Genomic DNA, 16,895 nt, shown 5'->3' on the forward strand with positions numbered 1-16,895 from the left:
AAGCGTTACGTCCATAACGACGAGGCTGGTCCTTGAAGCTGTTCAACCATCGGCTGCGTCTGCATGCCGATCCGTCGCGAGTGGTGGTCCGACCCTTTCATATCGGGTGGATGGCGCCGCAGAATGGCGGCCCCAGCCGGTCGCAACGGCTCATCAGCGAAGTGGTCAGCATGTCGCCGCAGGAAGCGCGCGACCAGCTGGAACTGGTGCTCAAGGATTTCGAGGCGCGCCACTGGCAGACGCGCCGCGTGTTCATGACCCGCTACGACGAGATCGCATCGGCGCACGGGCTGGACGGCAGCCGCATCTCCGATGAGAAGCGGCAACTGATCGGCGCCTATTTCTGCCACGAATACAGCTACGCCGCCGCCGCGCTGATGAACCCCAGCGTGGTGCCGCATCCGGACCAGAGCGGGATGGAGGATGGCGCGCAGCGCATCCTGATGTCGCTGCGCGCGGTGGGGGAGGGGCATATCTCCTCGGTCGCGTTCCGCGAAGGCATCATCACCAGCGACAACGAGTTGAAGCTGGCGCCCGAGCCGCCGTTCGCCACCGCCACCGACGCGGTCGGCAGCGACGAGGAACAGATGCCGAGCGGCCCGGTGACTGTCTATCGTCACCGCGACAGTACGCTGTCGGGCACGGTGATCTTCCCGATCACCGAGGCGCAGTCGAAGGGGCTGGAGGATCTGCGGCTGGTGCAGTTCCACCATGACGACGGCAGCGTCGAATGGCTGGGCACCTATACCGCCTATAACGGCAGCGCGATCCAGTCGGAGCTGCTGCGGACCAAGGATTTCCGCGCCTTCGATCTGGTGCCGATGACCGGCAGCGCCTCGCGCAACAAGGGGATCGCGCTGTTCCCGCGCAAGGTCGGCGACCAGTATATGGCGATCGGCCGGCAGGACGGCGAGAATCTGTACCTGCTCAAGACCGACGATCTGACGGTGTGGGACGGGGGCGAGCTGATCCTGAAGCCCGTGTTCCCGTGGGAGTTCGTGCAGATCGGCAATTGCGGCCCGCCGATCGAGATCGACGAGGGCTGGCTGCTGCTGACGCACGGCGTCGGCGCGATGCGCAAATATTCGATCGGCGCGGTGCTGCTGGACAAGGACAATCCGGCGCGGGTGCTGGGCCGCACGCGCTCGCCGATCCTGGCGGCGGCAGACCAGGACCGCGAAGGCTATGTCCCCAACGTCGTCTACACCTGCGGCGCGATGAAGCACGGCGACAAACTGTTCATGCCCTATGGCATCGCCGACAGCTCGGTCGGCTTCGCGTTCGTGTCTATCGCGGAGCTGCTGTCGAAGATGTAAGCCCGGGCAGCACGGCGGGGTCGATCGTCTCCAGCGCGGGCGCCTGATCGTCGACGCGCAGCCCCGCCCGCCCCGCCACCGCGGCGGACAGCGCGACCGCGCGTAGCGCGCCCGCGGGCTGGCGCCGCGCGAGCGGGTCGGCTGCGTCGACATCGCCTGCGGCGGCCAGCAGCTGGATAAGGTAGAACCGGCGGCCGGTATCCCCCGGACGTTCGTGGTCGCGATAGGACGGCAGCGCGGTGGCGGCCTCGCGCAGCAGCAGGCGTGCGGCGGCGGGGTCGCCGGCATGCAGCCGGTCGCGCGTGATCTGAATCGCGGTGTCGATCAACAGGAACGGCGTGGCGGTTTCGCGACGCGCACGGGCGAGCGCGGCGTCGGCGCGACCGGCCGCGAGCGAGAGCGCAACCGCGGTTTCGGCATCGAGGCCGGCGGGGCACAGTCGGCGGAACAGCGGCGTGGTGCCGATGCGGTCGAGGAACGTGCCGATCGCGGGCGCAGGGGCGCCGACATGGCCGAGCTCCGTGAGCGCCAGGCCGCCGATCGGGCCGAACCAGCCGAAGCAATCGTCCGCCAGTTCGGGCGGGGTCGTGGCCAGCGTGTCGAAGACCGCCACGGCCGCGTCCACGTCGTTCACGGCCAGCATCAGCCGGATCGCCGCGGCCTTGTCGTCGAAGGTGCGCGCGGCGCGGGCGGCGGCCAGCGCGGCGGCGCGGTCGCCCAGCCGGTAGCGCGCCTGCGGCGTCGCCAGCAGGTCGGCGATCACCGGGTCGGGCCGGCGCGCCTGTTCGGCGGCGATGAAGCGCAGCGTGTCCGCATCGCCATATTCGCGCACCAGCATCGCCAGCACGCCGCGCCGCACCCCGGCATCGCGCAGCCGCGGCACCACGCCGCGCAGCACTTCGGCGTCGGGCAGGCCGGTCCAATGGTGGTCGCGATCCAGCAGGCAGGCGCGCGCCCAGTCGTCGGCCGCATCGGCGGGTGCGCGGTCGCAGCGCGCATCGGGGAAGGCGGTGCGCAGCGGGACATAGCGCGGCGGTGCGGGGCGCGTGCCGGGCGGTATCTCGTCCGTGCCGCCATCGGTCATCGCGCGGGCGGCGCGCAGCCCGGCGTCGGGGTGCCCCGACCAGCGCAGGCTGCGCGACACCGCGCGCAGCACCGCATCGCGGGGGTAGCCGGGCGGAAGCGTCAGCGCCTCATCGACCGCCGCATCGGCGGGCGCGGCGTCGGGGGGCGGCGCGGCGCCGAGCAGCGCCAGCGCCGCCAGCACCGCGCGCCACGTCACGCCGCCAGCCGCCGCGTGCCGTGGTAGAGCCACGCGGCGACCGCCGCGAACAGCAGCGTGCCGGCGACCAGCGCCGGCGTCTCGAACCCGTCGACCAGCGCCAGCGGGGCGTCGTTGCCCGCTTCGTAGACGATGCCGGCGAAGACCACGTTCCACAGGCTTTCGCCCACGATCATCCCCGTCGCGGTCAGCACGCCCAGCCGCTTGACGCCCTCCACATCCGCGCGGCCGTCCGCCCAGCGGTCGTAGAAATGGCCGATCACGGTACCGACGACGACGGTCAGCGTCGCGGACATCGGCAGATAGATGCCCAGCCCGACGCCCAGCGGGGGCAGCCGCATCCGGCCCATCCTCCCCAGCAGTTCGTCGACCGCGATGATCCCGGCGCCGACCGCGGCGCCCCAGCCGATCATCGTCCAGTTGAGGTCGCCGCCCAGCACCCCCTGCGCCAGTGCGGAGATCAGCGCGGCCTGCGGCGCGGCCAGCGCGTTGGGGCCGGCGCCGGGCATCCCCGCGAACCCGAACGAGGTGTAGAGCAGTTGCAGCACCGGCGGCACCACCAGCGAACCGAAGCCGACGCCGATCACCAGCGCGACCTGCTGCTTCCACGGCGTCGCGCCGACCAGCTGCCCGGTCTTCAGATCCTGCAGATTGTCGTTGGAGATGGTCGCCACGCCAAAGACGATGCCGGTGACGATCAGCGCATAGGCGACCAGCGCCGATGTTTCCTGCGCGCCGCCGCCGCGCCCGAACCAGCCGACCAGCATCAGCGAGGCGGCGATGACCGAGAGGATGCCGATCCCCGACACCGGCGAATTGGACGCGCCGATCAACCCGGCCATATAGCCGCACACCGCCGCGATCACGAGGCCGACGACCAGCACGAACAACAGGCTGGCCGCGATCAGCAGCCAGGCGCTGCCCGCCAGCGGCCCGCCCGCGAGTACGCCGTGGAGGAGCAGCGCGATCGGCACCAGCACCGCCAGCGTGCCGCCCGCGATCGCGGCGAACGGCAGGTCGCGTTCCTCCAGCGCGACGCCCGCACCGCGTGCGCCGCGCGATGCCGCCAGCGACGCGCGCAGCCCGCCCGCGACCGGCCCGGCGATGCGGATCAGCGTCCAGATCGCCGCGACGCCGATCACCCCGGCCCCGAAGAAGCGCACGTCGTTGCGGAACACGGTGTTGGCCCATTGCGCGACGTCGCCCGCCTGCGGCGCGGCGGCGGTCAGGATCGGCAGGACGATCCACCAGCCGATCGCGACGCCCGCAAGGATCGCCAGCCCAGCCGACAGCCCGATCAGGTGCCCAGCGCCCAGCAGCGCGAACGACAGCCCGCCGACCACCCCGGTCGCGCCCGCGCCGACGCGGAAGAAGGTGGCGGCCTCCGCCGCGATCAGCTTCGTCTGGGTGAGGATCGCGAAGCCGGCGGAGGCGAGCGTGCTGGCGAGGATCGCGGACATGCCCTTCACGCTTTCCGCCCCGCCGTGGCGGCTTTCCTCGCCGACCTTCAGCACCTCGGCCGCGGCGCGCCCCTCGGGATAGGGCAGGTCGGTGTCGACCACCAGGGCGCGGCGCAGCGGCACGGAGAACATCACCCCCAGCACGCCGCCGGTGGCGGTGACCGCGGCGGTGGTGAGGAACGGGAACCCCTGCCAGTAACCGACCATCACCAGCCCGGGCAGGACAAAGATGATCGCCGCCAGCGTCCCCGCCGCCGACGCCACCGTCTGGACGATGTTGTTTTCGAGGATCGAGGAGCCGCGGAAGGCACGCAGCACCGCCATCGAGATCACCGCGGCGGGGATCGAGGTGGCGAAGGTCAGCCCGATCTTCAGCCCCAGATAGACGTTGGCGGCGGTGAACAGCAGCGTGATCGCGCCGCCCAGCAGGATGCCGCGCAGCGTCAGTTCGGCGACGGGGGTGGGTGCGGGAGCGGCGGGTGATGCGGGTCCGGTCATTGCGCTACCGTGGCATAGCCGCGCCGCGTCCACCAGCGGGGGCGGCACGCTGGCGCGCTATGATGCAGCGGACGGACCCGTGGCACCCAGGGTCGTGCTCGCCGGTGCACGCATAAGGGCCGGGCGGGCAACGGTGGAATGGTGCGTCTGTCGCGTACGCGGGGGGAGCGCGGCCATGTCGCTCCCCCGGTCGGCTGCCGGTCCTACCGGCGACATCCTGCTCCTGCGCGCGTTGTTTTTTGGGGTGCGGCAGCGATCATGTACCGCATTCGCAAGCCAAAAAAAAGCCGGGCAGAAGCCCGGCTGTAAAAGTTTTTAGGAGAGGATGCCTGAAAGGCACGGCTTTTGTGCATCGCAACACACAATTGTGCAAGTGCAATGTGATTCGCGTGCGGTTGCAAAAAATGCATTCGCTGGCGAGTCGCGTCTCGCTCGACATCAGCCACGGCAGACCGTAATCGCGGCCGGCGAGTTCGGGGGACAGGCGATGGCGGACGTGTTGCGGGTGGCATTGGCGGGGCTGGGCACCGTCGGCGGCGGGGTGATCCGCGTGCTGGACGAGAACCGCGAGCTGATCGCGCGCCGCGCCGGCCGCCCGATCGAGGTCGTCGCCGTGTCCGCGCGCGACCGGTTGAAGAACCGCGGGGTCGACCTGTCGCGCTTCGCCTGGGTCGACGATACCGCGACGCTGGCGGACGTGGAGGCGGACGTGATCGTCGAGCTGATCGGCGGATCGGACGGCCCGGCCCTGGCGCTGGCGCGGCGCACGCTGGCGGCGGGCAAGGGGCTGGTCACCGCGAACAAGGCGATGCTGGCGCACCATGGCCTGGACCTGGCGCGCGCCGCCGAGGAAGCGGGCACCGCGCTGAAGTTCGAGGCGGCGGTGGCCGGCGGCATCCCGGTCATCAAGGGGCTGCGGGAGGGCGCGGCGGCCAATGCGATCGGGCGCGTCTACGGCATCCTCAACGGCACGTGCAATTTCATCCTGTCGAAGATGGAGAGTGAAGGCCGCGACTTTGCGGAGGTGCTGGCCGAGGCGCAGGCGCTGGGCTTCGCAGAGGCCGATCCGTCGTTCGACATCGACGGCGTCGACGCCGCGCACAAATTGTCGATCCTGGCCAGCCTGGCGTTCGGCACCGCGCCGGCGTTCGACGCGGTCGAGATCAGCGGCATCCGCCACCTGCTGGCGGCGGACATCGCGGAGGCGGCGGCGCTGGGCTATCGCGTCCGCCTGATCGGCGTGGCGGAGGCCGGGGCGTCCGGGCTGTTCCAGCGTGTCCATGCGCATCTGGTCCCCAGCGACCATCCACTGGCGCATGTCACCGGCGCGACCAACGCGGTCGTCGCGGAGGGCAATTTCGTCGGCCGGCTGCTGTTCCAGGGCGCCGGCGCGGGCGCGGGGCCGACCGCCAGCGCGGTGGTCGCCGACCTGATCGACATCGCGCGCGGCGAATTCGGCCCGGCCTATGCGATGCCCGCCGATGCGCTGGCGACGACCGCGGCGGCCGACAGCGGCGAACGGCGCGGGCGCGCCTATCTGCGCTTCTCGGTCGCGGATCGCGTCGGCGTGCTGGCCGAAATCGCCGCGGCGATGCGCGACGCGGGCGTGTCGATCGAAAGCCTGATCCAGCGCGGTGCGTCCGCGGAGGGCAGCGTGCTGGTCGCGATCGTCACGCACGAGGGGCCGGAACGCTGCGTCGAACATGCGCTGGAGCGGTTGCGCGGATCGCAGAGCCTGACCGGCGAGCCGCTGTGGATGCACATCCTGGCGTAGTGCGTACTAGGGGCTGACGCGCCCGGCCAGCGACGGTTCGGTGAGGTCGATCGGCACGCGCTCGCCCTTCGCCGCCTTCGCGTGCGGGCGGAAGGCGCGGGCGACGCCGCCGATCACGTCGCCGACCAGCATTCCGGCGCTGGTCCCTTCCCCGTTGCGTTCGCAGCAGCTGCCCGGCGCGACCAGTTTCTGGACGCCGCGGATCGCCGCGGTGCCCATGCCGAGCAGGTCGATCCCCACCTGGCACCCGCGGGCCACCGAGGCGCACGGCGCGCCTTCCGCCGCCAGCGCACCCATGCCGTCGGCGTTGCGGTTGACCGGCTGCGGCAGCGACGAGGGCGCCTCGTCCGGCAGCGGCAGCTTCTGGTCGGGGAGAGGATCGGCGCACACGACGATCTCGTCCGGGGCACGGCCGCGCTTGCAGGCCTGATGCGCGACGGGCACCAGCACCGAGAAACGCGCGGGGACGTCCGCCGGGGCGGCCTGGAGCAGCAACAGGGCAGCGATCATGCGCGCAGCGTGGGCGCCCGCGCTGCGATCGTCAACGCCCCGCGAACATGAACGCGGCGGCGCCCACCAGGCAGCCGAACGCCCCGGCGTGGCGCCAGGTCAGCGGCTCCTTCAGCACGACGATCGCGAAGATCGTGAACACCGCCAGCGTGATGACCTCCTGCGTCACCTTCAGCTGCCCGCCGGTCCAGCCGTGCAGATAGCCGATGCGGTTGGCCGGCACCGCCAGGCAATATTCGAAGAAAGCGATCGCCCAGCTGATGACGATCACCAGCGGCAGCGCCTTGTCCTCGCCGCCCTTCAGATGCCAATACCAGGCGATCGTCATGAAGCAGTTCGATGCGATCAGCAGGGCGATCGTGGGCATGGCGGGCAGCGTTCCGCGAAAGAGGGCAGGGTGGCCCGCCATGCCGCCGCGCGCGCGCCGGTGCAATGGCGCGCGGCGACGGCGGACAGAGGGTCAGGGACGCAGCGCCGCGTCGTCGCGATCGGTAAGTTCGGCGTCGTCCTCGCCACCGTCGACGGCATCGTCGTCGAAATCGGCCTGGGTTTCGTCCTCGGCGACGTCGGCATCGTCCTGCACCACGGTGGCGTCGGTCTCCCCGACCTCGCCGTCGCGCAGCGTCAGTTCGTCCTCATCCTCCAGATCGTCGTCCTCGTCGATGTCGGGATCGAGATCGACGATGATCGTCCCGTCGCTCGGCCCGTCGCGAGTCGCCTCCAGGATCTCGGCACGCTGGCTTTCGTCGTAGCCGTCCTCGTCATAGCCGTCGTCGCCCGAACCGTGACCATGGATCTGATGTCCGCCCATCGCGATGCTCCTCATGCCGATGATGGCGACGAACGGCAGACGGGCGCGCGCGGTTCCGCTGGCGCGGCTCGGTTCAGCGCGTCGTGAACAGCCGCCCGCGCTCCGTCACCAGCACCGCGGCGATCGAGGCCAGCCCCGCGACCAGGAAACCGGCGGTCAGCGGCACGGTGGTGCCGTCGAACGACTGGCCGATCACCGCGCCCACGCCCGCGGCGACCGTCACGCTGGTGAAGCCCTGCACGCTGGAGGCGGTGCCCGCGATATGGCCCATATTCTCCATCGCCATCGCGGAGAAATTGGCGCTGGCCAGCCCGAAGCAGCCCATGGTGATCGCCTGCAGCACCGCGAACACCCACAGATTCTCGAACCCCGCCAGTGCGAGCGCGAGGTGTAGCGCGGATGCGGCGATCAGCAGCAGCACCGCGCCATGCGCCAGCCGCCGCGTCCCCACGCGCATCACCAGCCGTGCGTTGGCGAGGTTCGCAGCCGCCATCGTTCCCGCGGTGGTGGCGAAGATGACCAGCAGCAGCCGCGGGCGCCCGAACGTGTCGGCCATGATCTGCTGGATCGAATTGAGATAGCCGTACAGCGCGCCCAGCAGCGCGGTCGCCGCCAGTGTATATCCCAGCGACCAGCGATCCGACAGCGTCAGCCGCCACCCCGCGACGATCCGCGCGGGCGACAGCGGCACGCGATCCTCGCGGTGCATCGTCTCGGGCATCCGCCACGAAAACCACGCCAGCACGGCGATCGTCGCGACCGCCACCGCCCAGAAGATGTCGCGCCACCCGCCGAACAGCAGTACCCCCGCGCCGAAGGCGGGCGCCAGCACCGGCACGATCATGAAGACGATGAAGGTGATCGACATCACCCGCGCCATCGCGCGCCCTTCGAAGCAATCGCGCACGATCGCCACCGCCGACACGCGCGCCGCGGCGATCGCGAAGCCGGCGGTGACGCGCGCGGCCAGCAGCAGCGGGAAGCTGGCGGCGATCGCGCACAGCGCATTGGCGGCGACATAGATCGCCATCGCCGCGATCAGGCTGCGCCGCCGCCCGAACCGGTCGGCCAACGGCCCGTGGATCAACTGCCCGCCGCCGAACCCCAGGACGAAGGCGGTGATGACATATTGCCGCGCATTGGCATCGGGGGCGCCCAGCGTATCGCCGATCGCGGGCAGCGCGGGCAGCATCGAATCGATCCCCAGCGCGGTCAGCGCCATCAGGGCGGCGATCAGCGCGACGAATTCGGGCAGCGGAAGCGGCGGTCCCCGATCGGTGGGGGCAGGGGAAGACGACATGCCGCCGCGACTAGGGCAGCGGACGCGCGCTGTCACGCGTTGCCGGACGTGCCGCGCGCGCCTATCTTCGCCACATCAACAGGTTGGACGTTCTTATGCTCGACACCCCCGCCGCCCAGGTTCCGACGCTGAGCCTGAAGGACCAGGATCGCGACCCCGACGGCTTCGCCGCGGCGCTGGGCGGATCGTTCGAACGGTTCGGCTTCGCGATCGTCGCCGACCATGGCGTGCCGCAGCCGCTGATCGACCGCGCCTGGGCCGAAACCGCGGCGCTGTTCGCGCTGCCCGAGGAGGAGAAGCGCGCGTATCACGTCCCGGGCGGCGGCGGCGCGCGCGGCTATACCCCGTTCAAGACCGAGATCGCCAAGGACGCGCGCCACGTCGACCTGAAGGAATTCTGGCACGTCGGCCGCGAACTGCCCGCCGGGCACCGCTATGCGGGCGAGATGGCGGCGAACGTCTGGCCGACGCGGCCGGAGGGGTTCCGCGACACGTTCGTGGAGATGTTCGACGCGTTCGATCGCGCCGGCGACCGGCTGCTGTCCGCGATCGCGCGGCACCTGGGGCTGGCGCCCGACTGGTTCGATCCGGCGGTGAAGGACGGCAATTCGGTGCTGCGGCTGCTGCACTATCCGCCGATCCCCGCCGATGCGGAGGGCGTGCGCGCCGGCGCGCATGAGGATATCAACCTCATCACGCTGCTGCTGGGGGCCGAGGAAGCGGGGCTGGAACTGCTCGACCGCGATTCGGGGCGCTGGCTGGCGATCAAGCCGCCGGAGGGGGCGATGGTCGTCAATGTCGGCGACATGCTGCAACGGCTGACCAACCATGTGCTGCCGTCGACCACGCACCGCGTCGTCAACCCGCCGCCCGAACGGCGCGGCCATTCGCGCTATTCGATGCCGTTCTTCCTGCACCCGGCGCCCGATTTCCTGATCGAGACGCTGCCGCAGACGATCACCGCCGACCGGCCGAACCGCTATCCGACGCCGATCACCGCCAACGGTTACCTGCACGAACGGCTGGTCGAGATCGGCCTTATCAAGAAGTAAGCCGGCGGCGCTGGGCGACCGTCAGATCACCGTGCCGGTCGCCTTGCCGATCAGCGCGGTGACGGCCATCGCCAGCGCGCCGAGCGCGACGACGCGCACCATCCCGCGCACCACCGGCGCGCCGCCCGCCCGCGCGCCGAGCATTCCGAGCAGCGCCAGCAGCAGCAAGGCGGTGGCGGGAACGGCGTAGAGGACGGCGTCGTGCGGGGCGAGCGCGGCGAGGACGGGCGGGATTGCGCCCGCGCTGAACGCCGCGGCGGAAAACAGCGCGGCCTGCACCGGGTTCGAACCGCCGTCGTCCGCCAGCCCCAGTTCGTCCCGGCGGTGGGCGCCGAGCGCGTCATGCGCCATCATCTGTTCGGCGACGCGCTGCGCCAGCGCGGGTTCGACGCCGCGCGCCTCGTAGATCGCGGCCAGCTCGCGCGTTTCGGCCAGCGGCGCGCGCTTCAGCTCGGCGGCCTCGCGCACAAGATCGGCACGCTCGGTATCCGCCTGCGAACTGACCGAGACATATTCGCCCGCCGCCATCGACAGCGCGCCGCCGACCAGCGCGGCGGTGCCCGCGATCAGCACGGCGCCCGCGCTCGCGCCCGGTGCCGCCGCCACGCCGACGATCAGGCTGGAGACGGAGATGATGCCGTCGTTCGCCCCCAGCACCGCGGCGCGCAGCCAGCCGGTACGGTGGACCAGATGATGTTCGCCGGCGGCATGGGGAAGGGCGTCTGTCATGCTGCCTCCGGCACTCCGGGTGTCAGGCAATCCGTTCGGGCACTTCGGCCGCATCGGCGGCGATCGCGCTGTCGGGGGCCATCGCCTCCCACGGGAAGACGAACCAGTCCTTGGTCACGGTGCGGTCGATGCCGTGCGCGGCATATTCGACGCGCTGCTGCGACCGGCAATTGTCGATCAGCGTGGCGAAGCGCACTGCCCCGTCGGCCGCGCCCTCGCGCGCCAGCATCGTGCGCAGATGCCCGATCGTGCGCCCGCTGTCGTTGATGTCGTCGACGAACAGCAGCCGCTGGCCGGCGCGGGTGCGCGCGGCGAGCTTCGCGATCGCGTCGGCGGCCAGTTCCTCCGACTGCGACGAATAATCGACCGCCAGCATCGGCAGGCCGGTGGCATGGCTGAGATAGACCGCGGGGATCAACCCGCCGCGGCCGATGCCGATGATATGCGCGGGCGTCCAGTCCGCATCCGCCGCCATCGCCGCGGCCAGCGCGCGGACATGGGCGACGAGATCGGCGTGGGTGATCGGGGTGAAGATCGGCGTGCTCATGGCGGCGATGTAACGAAGACGCGCGCGCGAGTCATCGGGGTTGCGCCGCGCCTGCGTCATCCCGGCGAAGGCTGCGATCTTCCTGTGGCGGGCGTGACGGACGATCACGGGAGACCCCAGCTTTCGCTGGGGTGACGTTCGAGGCGGGCGGCGTCGGCGCCCGCCCTTACCGCCGCAGCAACCCGCCCAGCACGCCGCGCATCACCTGGCCCAGCAGGCCGCCGCCGGACTTGCCACGGCCCGATCCCAGCACCGCCTTGGTCACTTCATTCGCCACGGTCCGGCCGATCGCGGAGGAGGCGGAGCGGGTGGCGGAGGTCATCGCCTTGTTCCACGGGTTGTTCGCCGCCTCGCGCTCGGCGGCGCGGCGGGCGCGGTCGTCCTCGCGCGCCTGGCGGTCGGCGTCGCGCTGCGCGGCGATGCGCGCGCGTTCGGCGTCCCTGGCGGCCTTCGCCTGTTCCTTCGCCTCCAGCGCGGCGGCCTTGTCCGCTGCGTGCTGTGCCTTGGCGGCGGCGACCGCGGCGGCGGCCTCCTGCGTCTTGGCGGCGAGCAGTTCCTCGGCCGAATCGCGGTCGACGATCGTGTCATACTTGGTGCCGATCGCGTCGGTCTGGATCAGCACGCGGCGCTCGTCCGGCGTGACCGGCCCGACCCGGCTGGCGGGCGGGCGGATCAGCGTGCGCTCGACCGGCGCGGGCGCGCCGTCGGGCTGGAGCAGCGACACCAGCGCCTCGCCGGTCTTGAGCTGCGTGATCGCGCTCGCCACGTCGACCGCCGGATTGGGGCGAAACGTCAGCGCCGCGGCGCTGACCGCCTTCTGGTCGCGCGGGGTGAAGGCGTTCAGCTTGTGCTGGATGCGGTTGCCCAGCTGCCCGGCGACCTTGTCGGGGATGTCGATCGGGTTCTGGGTGATGAAATAGACGCCGACGCCCTTCGACCGGATCAGCCGGACGACCTGTTCGATCTTGTCCATCAGCGCGTCGGGCGCATCGTCGAACAGCAGGTGCGCCTCGTCGAAGAAGAAGCACAGCTTCGGCTTGTCGGGGTCGCCCACCTCCGGCAGATGCTCGAACAGTTCGGACAACAGCCATAGCAGGAACGTCGAATACAGCTTCGGGCTGGCCATCAGCCGGTCGGCCGCCAGCACGTTGACGAGGCCGCGGCCCCGGTCGTCCACGCCGAACAGGTCGTCCAGATCGAGCGCGGGTTCGCCGAAGAAATGTTCCGCGCCCTGACTGCGCAGCTGGAGCAGCGCGCGCTGGATCGCGCCGATCGACTGCTTGCCGACATTGCCGTAGGTGACGGTCAGTTCGTCCGCGCGCTCCGCGCAATGCGCCAGCATCGCCTGCAGATCGTCCATGTCGATCAGCAGCAGGCCGTCCTGGTCGGCGACGTGGAAGGCGATCGTCAGCACGCCTTCCTGCACCTCGTTCAGCCCCATCAGCCGCGCGAGCAGCAGCGGACCCATCTCGCTGACGGTGGTGCGGATCGGGTGGCCCTGTTCGCCGTACAGGTCCCAGAACTGCACCGGCGTATCGGCATAGGCCCAGTCGGTCAGGCCGATCTCGGCAGCGCGCGCGGCGAAGATCGGGTGCGTCTTCGCCGCCGGGGAACCGGCCATGGCGAGGCCGGACAGGTCGCCCTTCACGTCGGCGACGAAGCACGCCACGCCCGCGGCGGAAAAGCCCTCCACCACGCCCTGCAACGTCACCGTCTTGCCGGTGCCGGTCGCCCCGGCGATCAGCCCGTGGCGGTTGGCGCGGCGCAGGTCCAGCCGCTGCGGCGCCACGCCGCCGTCGCCCGCGCCGATGAAGATGCCGTCGCTCACTCGTCACTCTCCCCACAGGCGAAAAGGGCCGCCGCATCCGATGATGCGACGGCCCCGTTCGCGGCGCAATGCGGCGGTTACTTGATCTTCACTGCCAGGAAGACGCCGCTGGTGCGCTGACGCGTGATGTTCAGCAGCACCTGCGGGCGCCCCTGCGCCTTGGCCGCGGCGACGACGCGCGCGACATCGGCGGCGGTGCGCACCGGCTGCGAGTTGATCGAGGAGATCACGTCGCCGCGCTTCAGCTTCTGGCCCGCATCACTGGACGGATCGACCGCGCTGACGACGACGCCCTGCACCGTCGAATCGACCCCGATCGCGCGCGCGATCTGCGCGGTCAGCGGCTGGACGGTAACGCCGATCGAGCTGGACGCGGGCGCGACCGCGCCATCGTCGTCACCGCCCGGCAGCCCGTCATCGTCACTGCCGCCGCCCTGCAGCGCGGCCATCTGATCCTCCGGCGGGCGCGTCGCGACCGTCGCGGTGACCGTCGTCGGACGACCGTCGCGGATCACGTCCATGCGGATCGTCGAACCCGGTGCGGCATTGGCGACCAGGTAGGACAGCGTGCGGTCCGGCGTCACCGCCTGGCCATTGATCGCGGTGACGACGTCGCCCTGGCGCAGCCCGGCCTTCGCGCCCGGACCGCCCGGTTCGACCCGGCCGATGATCTCGCCCTTGTTCTTGGGCAGGCCCAGCGCCGCGGCGATATCGTCGTTCACCGGCTGGATGCCGACGCCCAGATAGCCGCGCTGGATCTTCTGACCCTTCATCAGCGTGTCGATGATCGGCTTCGCCTCGGTCGCGGGGATCGCGAAGCCGATGCCGATGTTGCCGCCCGACTGCGAATAGATCTGGCTGTTGATGCCGATCACCTCGCCGTTCAGGTTGAACATCGGGCCGCCCGAATTGCCCTGGTTGATCGCGGCATCGGTCTGGATGAAGCTGTCGAACGGGCCGTTGCCGGTCGAACGGTGCACCGCCGAGACGATGCCCGCGGTCACCGTGCCGCCCAGCCCGAACGGCTGGCCGATCGCGACCACCCAGTCGCCGACGCGCGCGCGTCCCGAATCGCCCATGCGGACGAACGGCAGCGGGGTGGGCGAATCGATCTTCAGCACCGCCAGGTCGGAGGTGGGATCGCGGCCGATCAGCTTGGCCTTGTATTCCTTGCGGTCCTGCAGCGTGACGGTGATCGATTCGACCGTCGCGCCGCGCGCCGCCGGCGCGATGACGTGGTTGTTGGTGACGACGTAGCCGTCCGCCGAGATCAGGAAGCCCGAACCGAGCGACTGCCCCTCACGCGTGACCGGCGCGCCGCCGCCTCCGCCGCCGAACTGGCCGAACAGGTCGCCGAACGGCGTGCCGGCGAACGGGTTCGCCTGCTGCTGGACGGTGACCTTCTGGGTGGTGGAGATGTTGACGACCGCGGGCTGCAGCTTGGCGACCAGATCGGCGAAGCTCATCGGCGCGCCGGCGCGCGGCGCGGCGGCGGCGATGCTGCCCGGTTCGTTCTGGGCGACTTGCGCGGTCGCGGGGTTCTGCAGCGTCAGCGACGCGGCGGTGCCGCCGAGCAGAAGGGCGCCGGTAAGGGCGTAGGCGTAACGCACTTTTCTCATGTCCTTCTCAATCACCCATTCAATGTAAGGAGGAACGATGCGTCATCCAGTGCCGGACGTGCGATGAACGCGGTTTGAATGTTAACGCATCGACAGCTGTTTCTGTCCCGGCCCGCCTCGGCGCGCCGGGACGACGTCAGTTGCGCCCGCGCCCGCTGAATTCGCGCAGATAGGCGTTGTTCGGGCTCATGATGATGTTGGTCGATCCCTCCGGCGCCGGCCCGCCGTCCGCACCGAAGGTGTGTCGGTAGCTCTGCATCGCGCGGTAGAAATCGTAGAAGTCGGCATCCTTGCTGAACGCATCGGCATAGACGCGCGCGGCCTGCGCATCCGCTTCGGCGCGGACGATCTGCGCCTGCTTCTGCCCCTGCGCGCGGATCGTGTTCGCTTCCTGCTGGCGCGCGGTGCGCATCCGCTGGAGCGCGCTTTCCAGCGGGCTGCCTTCCGGCAGGTCGGCATGCTTGATCCGCACGTCGACGATCTCCGCGCCATATTGGCGGGCATAGCGCTGCAGCGACGCCTGGATCGCGTCCATCACCTTGCCGCGTTCCGGGCTGAGCAGCACCGAGAACGGCACCTTGCCCAGTTCGTTGCGCAGCGCGGTGCCCAGCAGCGGGCGCAGCTGGTCGGCGACGCGCTCCTCGGTGTTCGACGTGCTGCCGGTCGAAGTCACCGCCTTCAGCGGATCGACGATGCGGAAGCGTGCGAAGGCATCGACGTTGAGCCGCAGCTGATCGGTCGACAGCACCAGCGTATTGTCGAGATCGGCGTCGAGCACGCGCTTGTCGACCCACACGATCTTGTCGACGAACGGGATGCGCGCGATCACGCCCGCGCCGGTGTTGCCGATCGTCTGGCCGGGCTGCCACTGGTTGACCAGCCGGATCGGGTTGTTGAGCCGCAGGACGACCGCCTGCTGCGTTTCCGGCACGATCGCGAAGGTCGCGGCGGCCAGGATGGCGAGGATCAGCGCGGCGAAGCCGAGCGCGATGGGATGGCGGAACCAGTGCGGCATCACCGCTGCCCTCCCTGCGCCGGCTGGGCGGGCTGTGCGGGGGCGGCCGGCGTCGCCGCGGCGCCCTCACCGGGTTCGCGCAGGCGGCGGCCCTCGCCCAGCGGCAGGTACGGCGTCACGCCGGGCGTCTCCACGATCGTCTTGTCCGTCCTGGCCAGCACGGCCTCCATCGTCTCGTAATACATGCGGCGGCGCGTCACCTCGGGCGCCAGGCGATATTGTTCGTACACCTGGTTGAAGGCCGATGCCTCGCCCTGCGCGCGCGCGATCACCTGCTGCGAATAGGAGCGCGCGTTGTTGAGGTTGCCGACCGCTTCCTGCTGCGCGGCGGTGACGGCGTTGAAATCGTCGGCCAGCTGCGGCGGGGCCGATGCCTGCTTGATCGACACGCCCTGCACGCGCACGCCCGCTTCGTAGCTGTCGAGGATTTCCTGCATCATCTGCGCCACGCGTGCCTCGATCGTGGTGCGGCCCGCGCCGATCGCCTCGTTCAGCGTGGTGGTGGCCAGCACCGCGCGCATCGCGCTTTCGGCGGTGGCGCGCACGGTTTCCTGCGGGTCCTTGATCTCGAACACGTAATCGCGCGGATTGGAGACGCGCCAGCGCACCGTATAGGCCAGGTCGATGATGTTCTGGTCGCCGGTCAGCACCATCTCCCCGCCTTCCTGCGGGAATTCGTCGGTGCGCACCTGTTCGACGTCCACCTTCGTCACGTTGACGATCGGCGCGGGCAGCGTCAGGCGGATGCCCGGTTCCAGTTCGCCGGCATAGCGGCCGAAATAGGTGACGACGCCGCGCTGCTGCGGGCCGATCTGGTGGAACGACGTCAGCAGGATCCACAGCCCGACCAGCAGCGCGATGCCGATCAGCCACAGCATCCGCGCGTTCGCGCCACCCTGCCACTGCGGCCCGCCGCCGCCGCCGAACCCGCCGCCGCCGCCGTTGCCGCCGCGCGCCTTCTTCAGGAATTCGTCCAGCGCCGTCGGCTTCGCCGTGGGGCGCCGCGCGCCGCCGGGGGGCGTCGACCACGGGTTGCGCGGGCCGGCACTGTCGTCCCCGCCGCCGCCCCACGGGCCGTTGTCATTGTTGTCGGCGGCAAGGATGATCGGGCGCCGGAGCCAGCGTCGCAGGATGGTCATATCCGCCTTTATAGG

At 70.5% G+C, this 16,895-nt stretch carries 15 protein-coding genes; 3 read left to right on the forward strand and 12 right to left on the reverse strand.

The window, feature by feature from the left end:
• Positions 1-32: 32 nt before the first annotated feature.
• The gene (locus tag COA07_RS10190) at positions 33-1,316 is read left to right on the forward strand and encodes a glycoside hydrolase family 130 protein (RefSeq protein ID WP_066711519.1); all 1,284 of its coding nucleotides are present in this window, start codon (positions 33-35) and stop codon (positions 1,314-1,316) included.
• Here the strand turns inward: COA07_RS10190 and COA07_RS10195 are convergent.
• Together COA07_RS10195 and COA07_RS10200 are read right to left on the reverse strand one after the other, a co-directional pair.
• The gene (locus COA07_RS10195; protein WP_096640941.1) at positions 1,288-2,598 is read right to left on the reverse strand and encodes a hypothetical protein; all 1,311 of its coding nucleotides are present in this window, start codon (positions 2,596-2,598) and stop codon (positions 1,288-1,290) included. The two genes, COA07_RS10190 and COA07_RS10195, sit on opposite strands and share 29 nt — an antisense overlap.
• A complete protein-coding gene (locus COA07_RS10200) occupies positions 2,595-4,556 on the reverse strand; it encodes an OPT family oligopeptide transporter (RefSeq protein WP_066711453.1) in 1,962 nt (653 codons plus the stop codon). Before COA07_RS10200 ends, COA07_RS10195 begins: the two co-directional genes overlap by 4 nt.
• 487 nt (positions 4,557-5,043) lie before the next feature.
• Between COA07_RS10200 and COA07_RS10205 the strand changes: the two genes are divergently transcribed.
• Complete coding sequence (locus COA07_RS10205) at positions 5,044-6,330, forward strand: homoserine dehydrogenase (protein WP_066711454.1); 1,287 nt, start codon at positions 5,044-5,046, stop codon at positions 6,328-6,330.
• A gap of 6 nt (positions 6,331-6,336) precedes the next feature.
• Here the strand turns inward: COA07_RS10205 and COA07_RS10210 are convergent, their stop codons facing one another.
• The 4 genes from COA07_RS10210 to COA07_RS10225 form a co-directional block, all read right to left on the reverse strand.
• The gene (locus tag COA07_RS10210) at positions 6,337-6,840 is read right to left on the reverse strand and encodes a hypothetical protein (RefSeq protein WP_066711455.1); all 504 of its coding nucleotides are present in this window, start codon (positions 6,838-6,840) and stop codon (positions 6,337-6,339) included.
• Positions 6,841-6,871: 31 nt separating this feature from the next.
• Positions 6,872-7,207 carry a DMT family protein gene (locus tag COA07_RS10215; protein WP_066711456.1) on the reverse strand — a complete coding sequence of 112 codons (336 nt, stop codon included), beginning with the start codon at positions 7,205-7,207 and terminating at the stop codon, positions 6,872-6,874.
• Between the two features lie 93 nt (positions 7,208-7,300).
• The gene (locus COA07_RS10220) at positions 7,301-7,651 is read right to left on the reverse strand and encodes a DNA primase (RefSeq protein ID WP_066711457.1); all 351 of its coding nucleotides are present in this window, start codon (positions 7,649-7,651) and stop codon (positions 7,301-7,303) included.
• Positions 7,652-7,724: 73 nt separating this feature from the next.
• Positions 7,725-8,951 carry a multidrug effflux MFS transporter gene (locus tag COA07_RS10225; RefSeq protein WP_066711458.1) on the reverse strand — a complete coding sequence of 409 codons (1,227 nt, stop codon included), beginning with the start codon at positions 8,949-8,951 and terminating at the stop codon, positions 7,725-7,727.
• 95 nt (positions 8,952-9,046) lie between these two features.
• Here COA07_RS10225 and COA07_RS10230 point away from each other — a divergent pair, with 95 nt between their 5' ends.
• Positions 9,047-10,003, forward strand: coding sequence for an isopenicillin N synthase family dioxygenase (locus COA07_RS10230; protein ID WP_066711459.1), 957 nt, complete (start codon positions 9,047-9,049; stop codon positions 10,001-10,003).
• Between the two features lie 21 nt (positions 10,004-10,024).
• Here COA07_RS10230 and COA07_RS10235 read toward each other — a convergent pair whose 3' ends face one another.
• The 6 genes from COA07_RS10235 to hflK form a co-directional block, all read right to left on the reverse strand.
• Positions 10,025-10,732, reverse strand: a complete 708-nt coding sequence (locus COA07_RS10235) for a VIT1/CCC1 transporter family protein (RefSeq protein ID WP_066711460.1) — start codon at positions 10,730-10,732, stop codon at positions 10,025-10,027.
• Positions 10,733-10,754: 22 nt separating this feature from the next.
• Positions 10,755-11,279, reverse strand: coding sequence for a phosphoribosyltransferase family protein (locus tag COA07_RS10240; protein WP_066711461.1), 525 nt, complete (start codon positions 11,277-11,279; stop codon positions 10,755-10,757).
• A 166-nt stretch (positions 11,280-11,445) separates the two neighbouring features.
• Positions 11,446-13,107 carry a helicase HerA-like domain-containing protein gene (locus tag COA07_RS10245; protein WP_096640943.1) on the reverse strand — a complete coding sequence of 554 codons (1,662 nt, stop codon included), beginning with the start codon at positions 13,105-13,107 and terminating at the stop codon, positions 11,446-11,448.
• 77 nt (positions 13,108-13,184) lie between these two features.
• Positions 13,185-14,717 (reverse strand): Do family serine endopeptidase, encoded by a 1,533-nt coding sequence (locus COA07_RS10250; RefSeq protein WP_066712483.1) that lies wholly within the window; start codon positions 14,715-14,717, stop codon positions 13,185-13,187.
• 145 nt (positions 14,718-14,862) lie between these two features.
• Entirely contained in the window at positions 14,863-15,741 is an 879-nt protein-coding gene (gene hflC, locus COA07_RS10255; protein WP_066712482.1) for a protease modulator HflC, read from the reverse strand.
• Positions 15,741-16,880, reverse strand: a complete 1,140-nt coding sequence (gene hflK, locus COA07_RS10260; protein ID WP_096640999.1) for a protease modulator HflK — start codon at positions 16,878-16,880, stop codon at positions 15,741-15,743. The genes hflC and hflK overlap by 1 nt, the downstream gene beginning before the upstream one ends.
• Positions 16,881-16,895: the final 15 nt, after the last annotated feature.

It is taken from the genome of Sphingomonas adhaesiva (assembly GCF_002374855.1).
GTDB lineage: Bacteria > Pseudomonadota > Alphaproteobacteria > Sphingomonadales > Sphingomonadaceae > Sphingomonas > Sphingomonas adhaesiva.

Coding starts and splice junctions, on each gene's coding strand:
- COA07_RS10215 (WP_066711456.1), bottom strand. CDS start 7,207: ATGCCCACGATCGCCCTGCTGATCGCATCGAACTGCTTCATGACGATC.
- COA07_RS10230 (WP_066711459.1), top strand. CDS start 9,047: ATGCTCGACACCCCCGCCGCCCAGGTTCCGACGCTGAGCCTGAAGGAC.
- COA07_RS10205 (WP_066711454.1), top strand. CDS start 5,044: ATGGCGGACGTGTTGCGGGTGGCATTGGCGGGGCTGGGCACCGTCGGC.
- hflC (WP_066712482.1), bottom strand. CDS start 15,741: ATGCCGCACTGGTTCCGCCATCCCATCGCGCTCGGCTTCGCCGCGCTG.
- COA07_RS10235 (WP_066711460.1), bottom strand. CDS start 10,732: ATGACAGACGCCCTTCCCCATGCCGCCGGCGAACATCATCTGGTCCAC.
- COA07_RS10225 (WP_066711458.1), bottom strand. CDS start 8,951: ATGTCGTCTTCCCCTGCCCCCACCGATCGGGGACCGCCGCTTCCGCTG.
- COA07_RS10210 (WP_066711455.1), bottom strand. CDS start 6,840: ATGATCGCTGCCCTGTTGCTGCTCCAGGCCGCCCCGGCGGACGTCCCC.
- hflK (WP_096640999.1), bottom strand. CDS start 16,880: ATGACCATCCTGCGACGCTGGCTCCGGCGCCCGATCATCCTTGCCGCC.
- COA07_RS10200 (WP_066711453.1), bottom strand. CDS start 4,556: ATGACCGGACCCGCATCACCCGCCGCTCCCGCACCCACCCCCGTCGCC.
- COA07_RS10240 (WP_066711461.1), bottom strand. CDS start 11,279: ATGAGCACGCCGATCTTCACCCCGATCACCCACGCCGATCTCGTCGCC.
- COA07_RS10220 (WP_066711457.1), bottom strand. CDS start 7,651: ATGGGCGGACATCAGATCCATGGTCACGGTTCGGGCGACGACGGCTAT.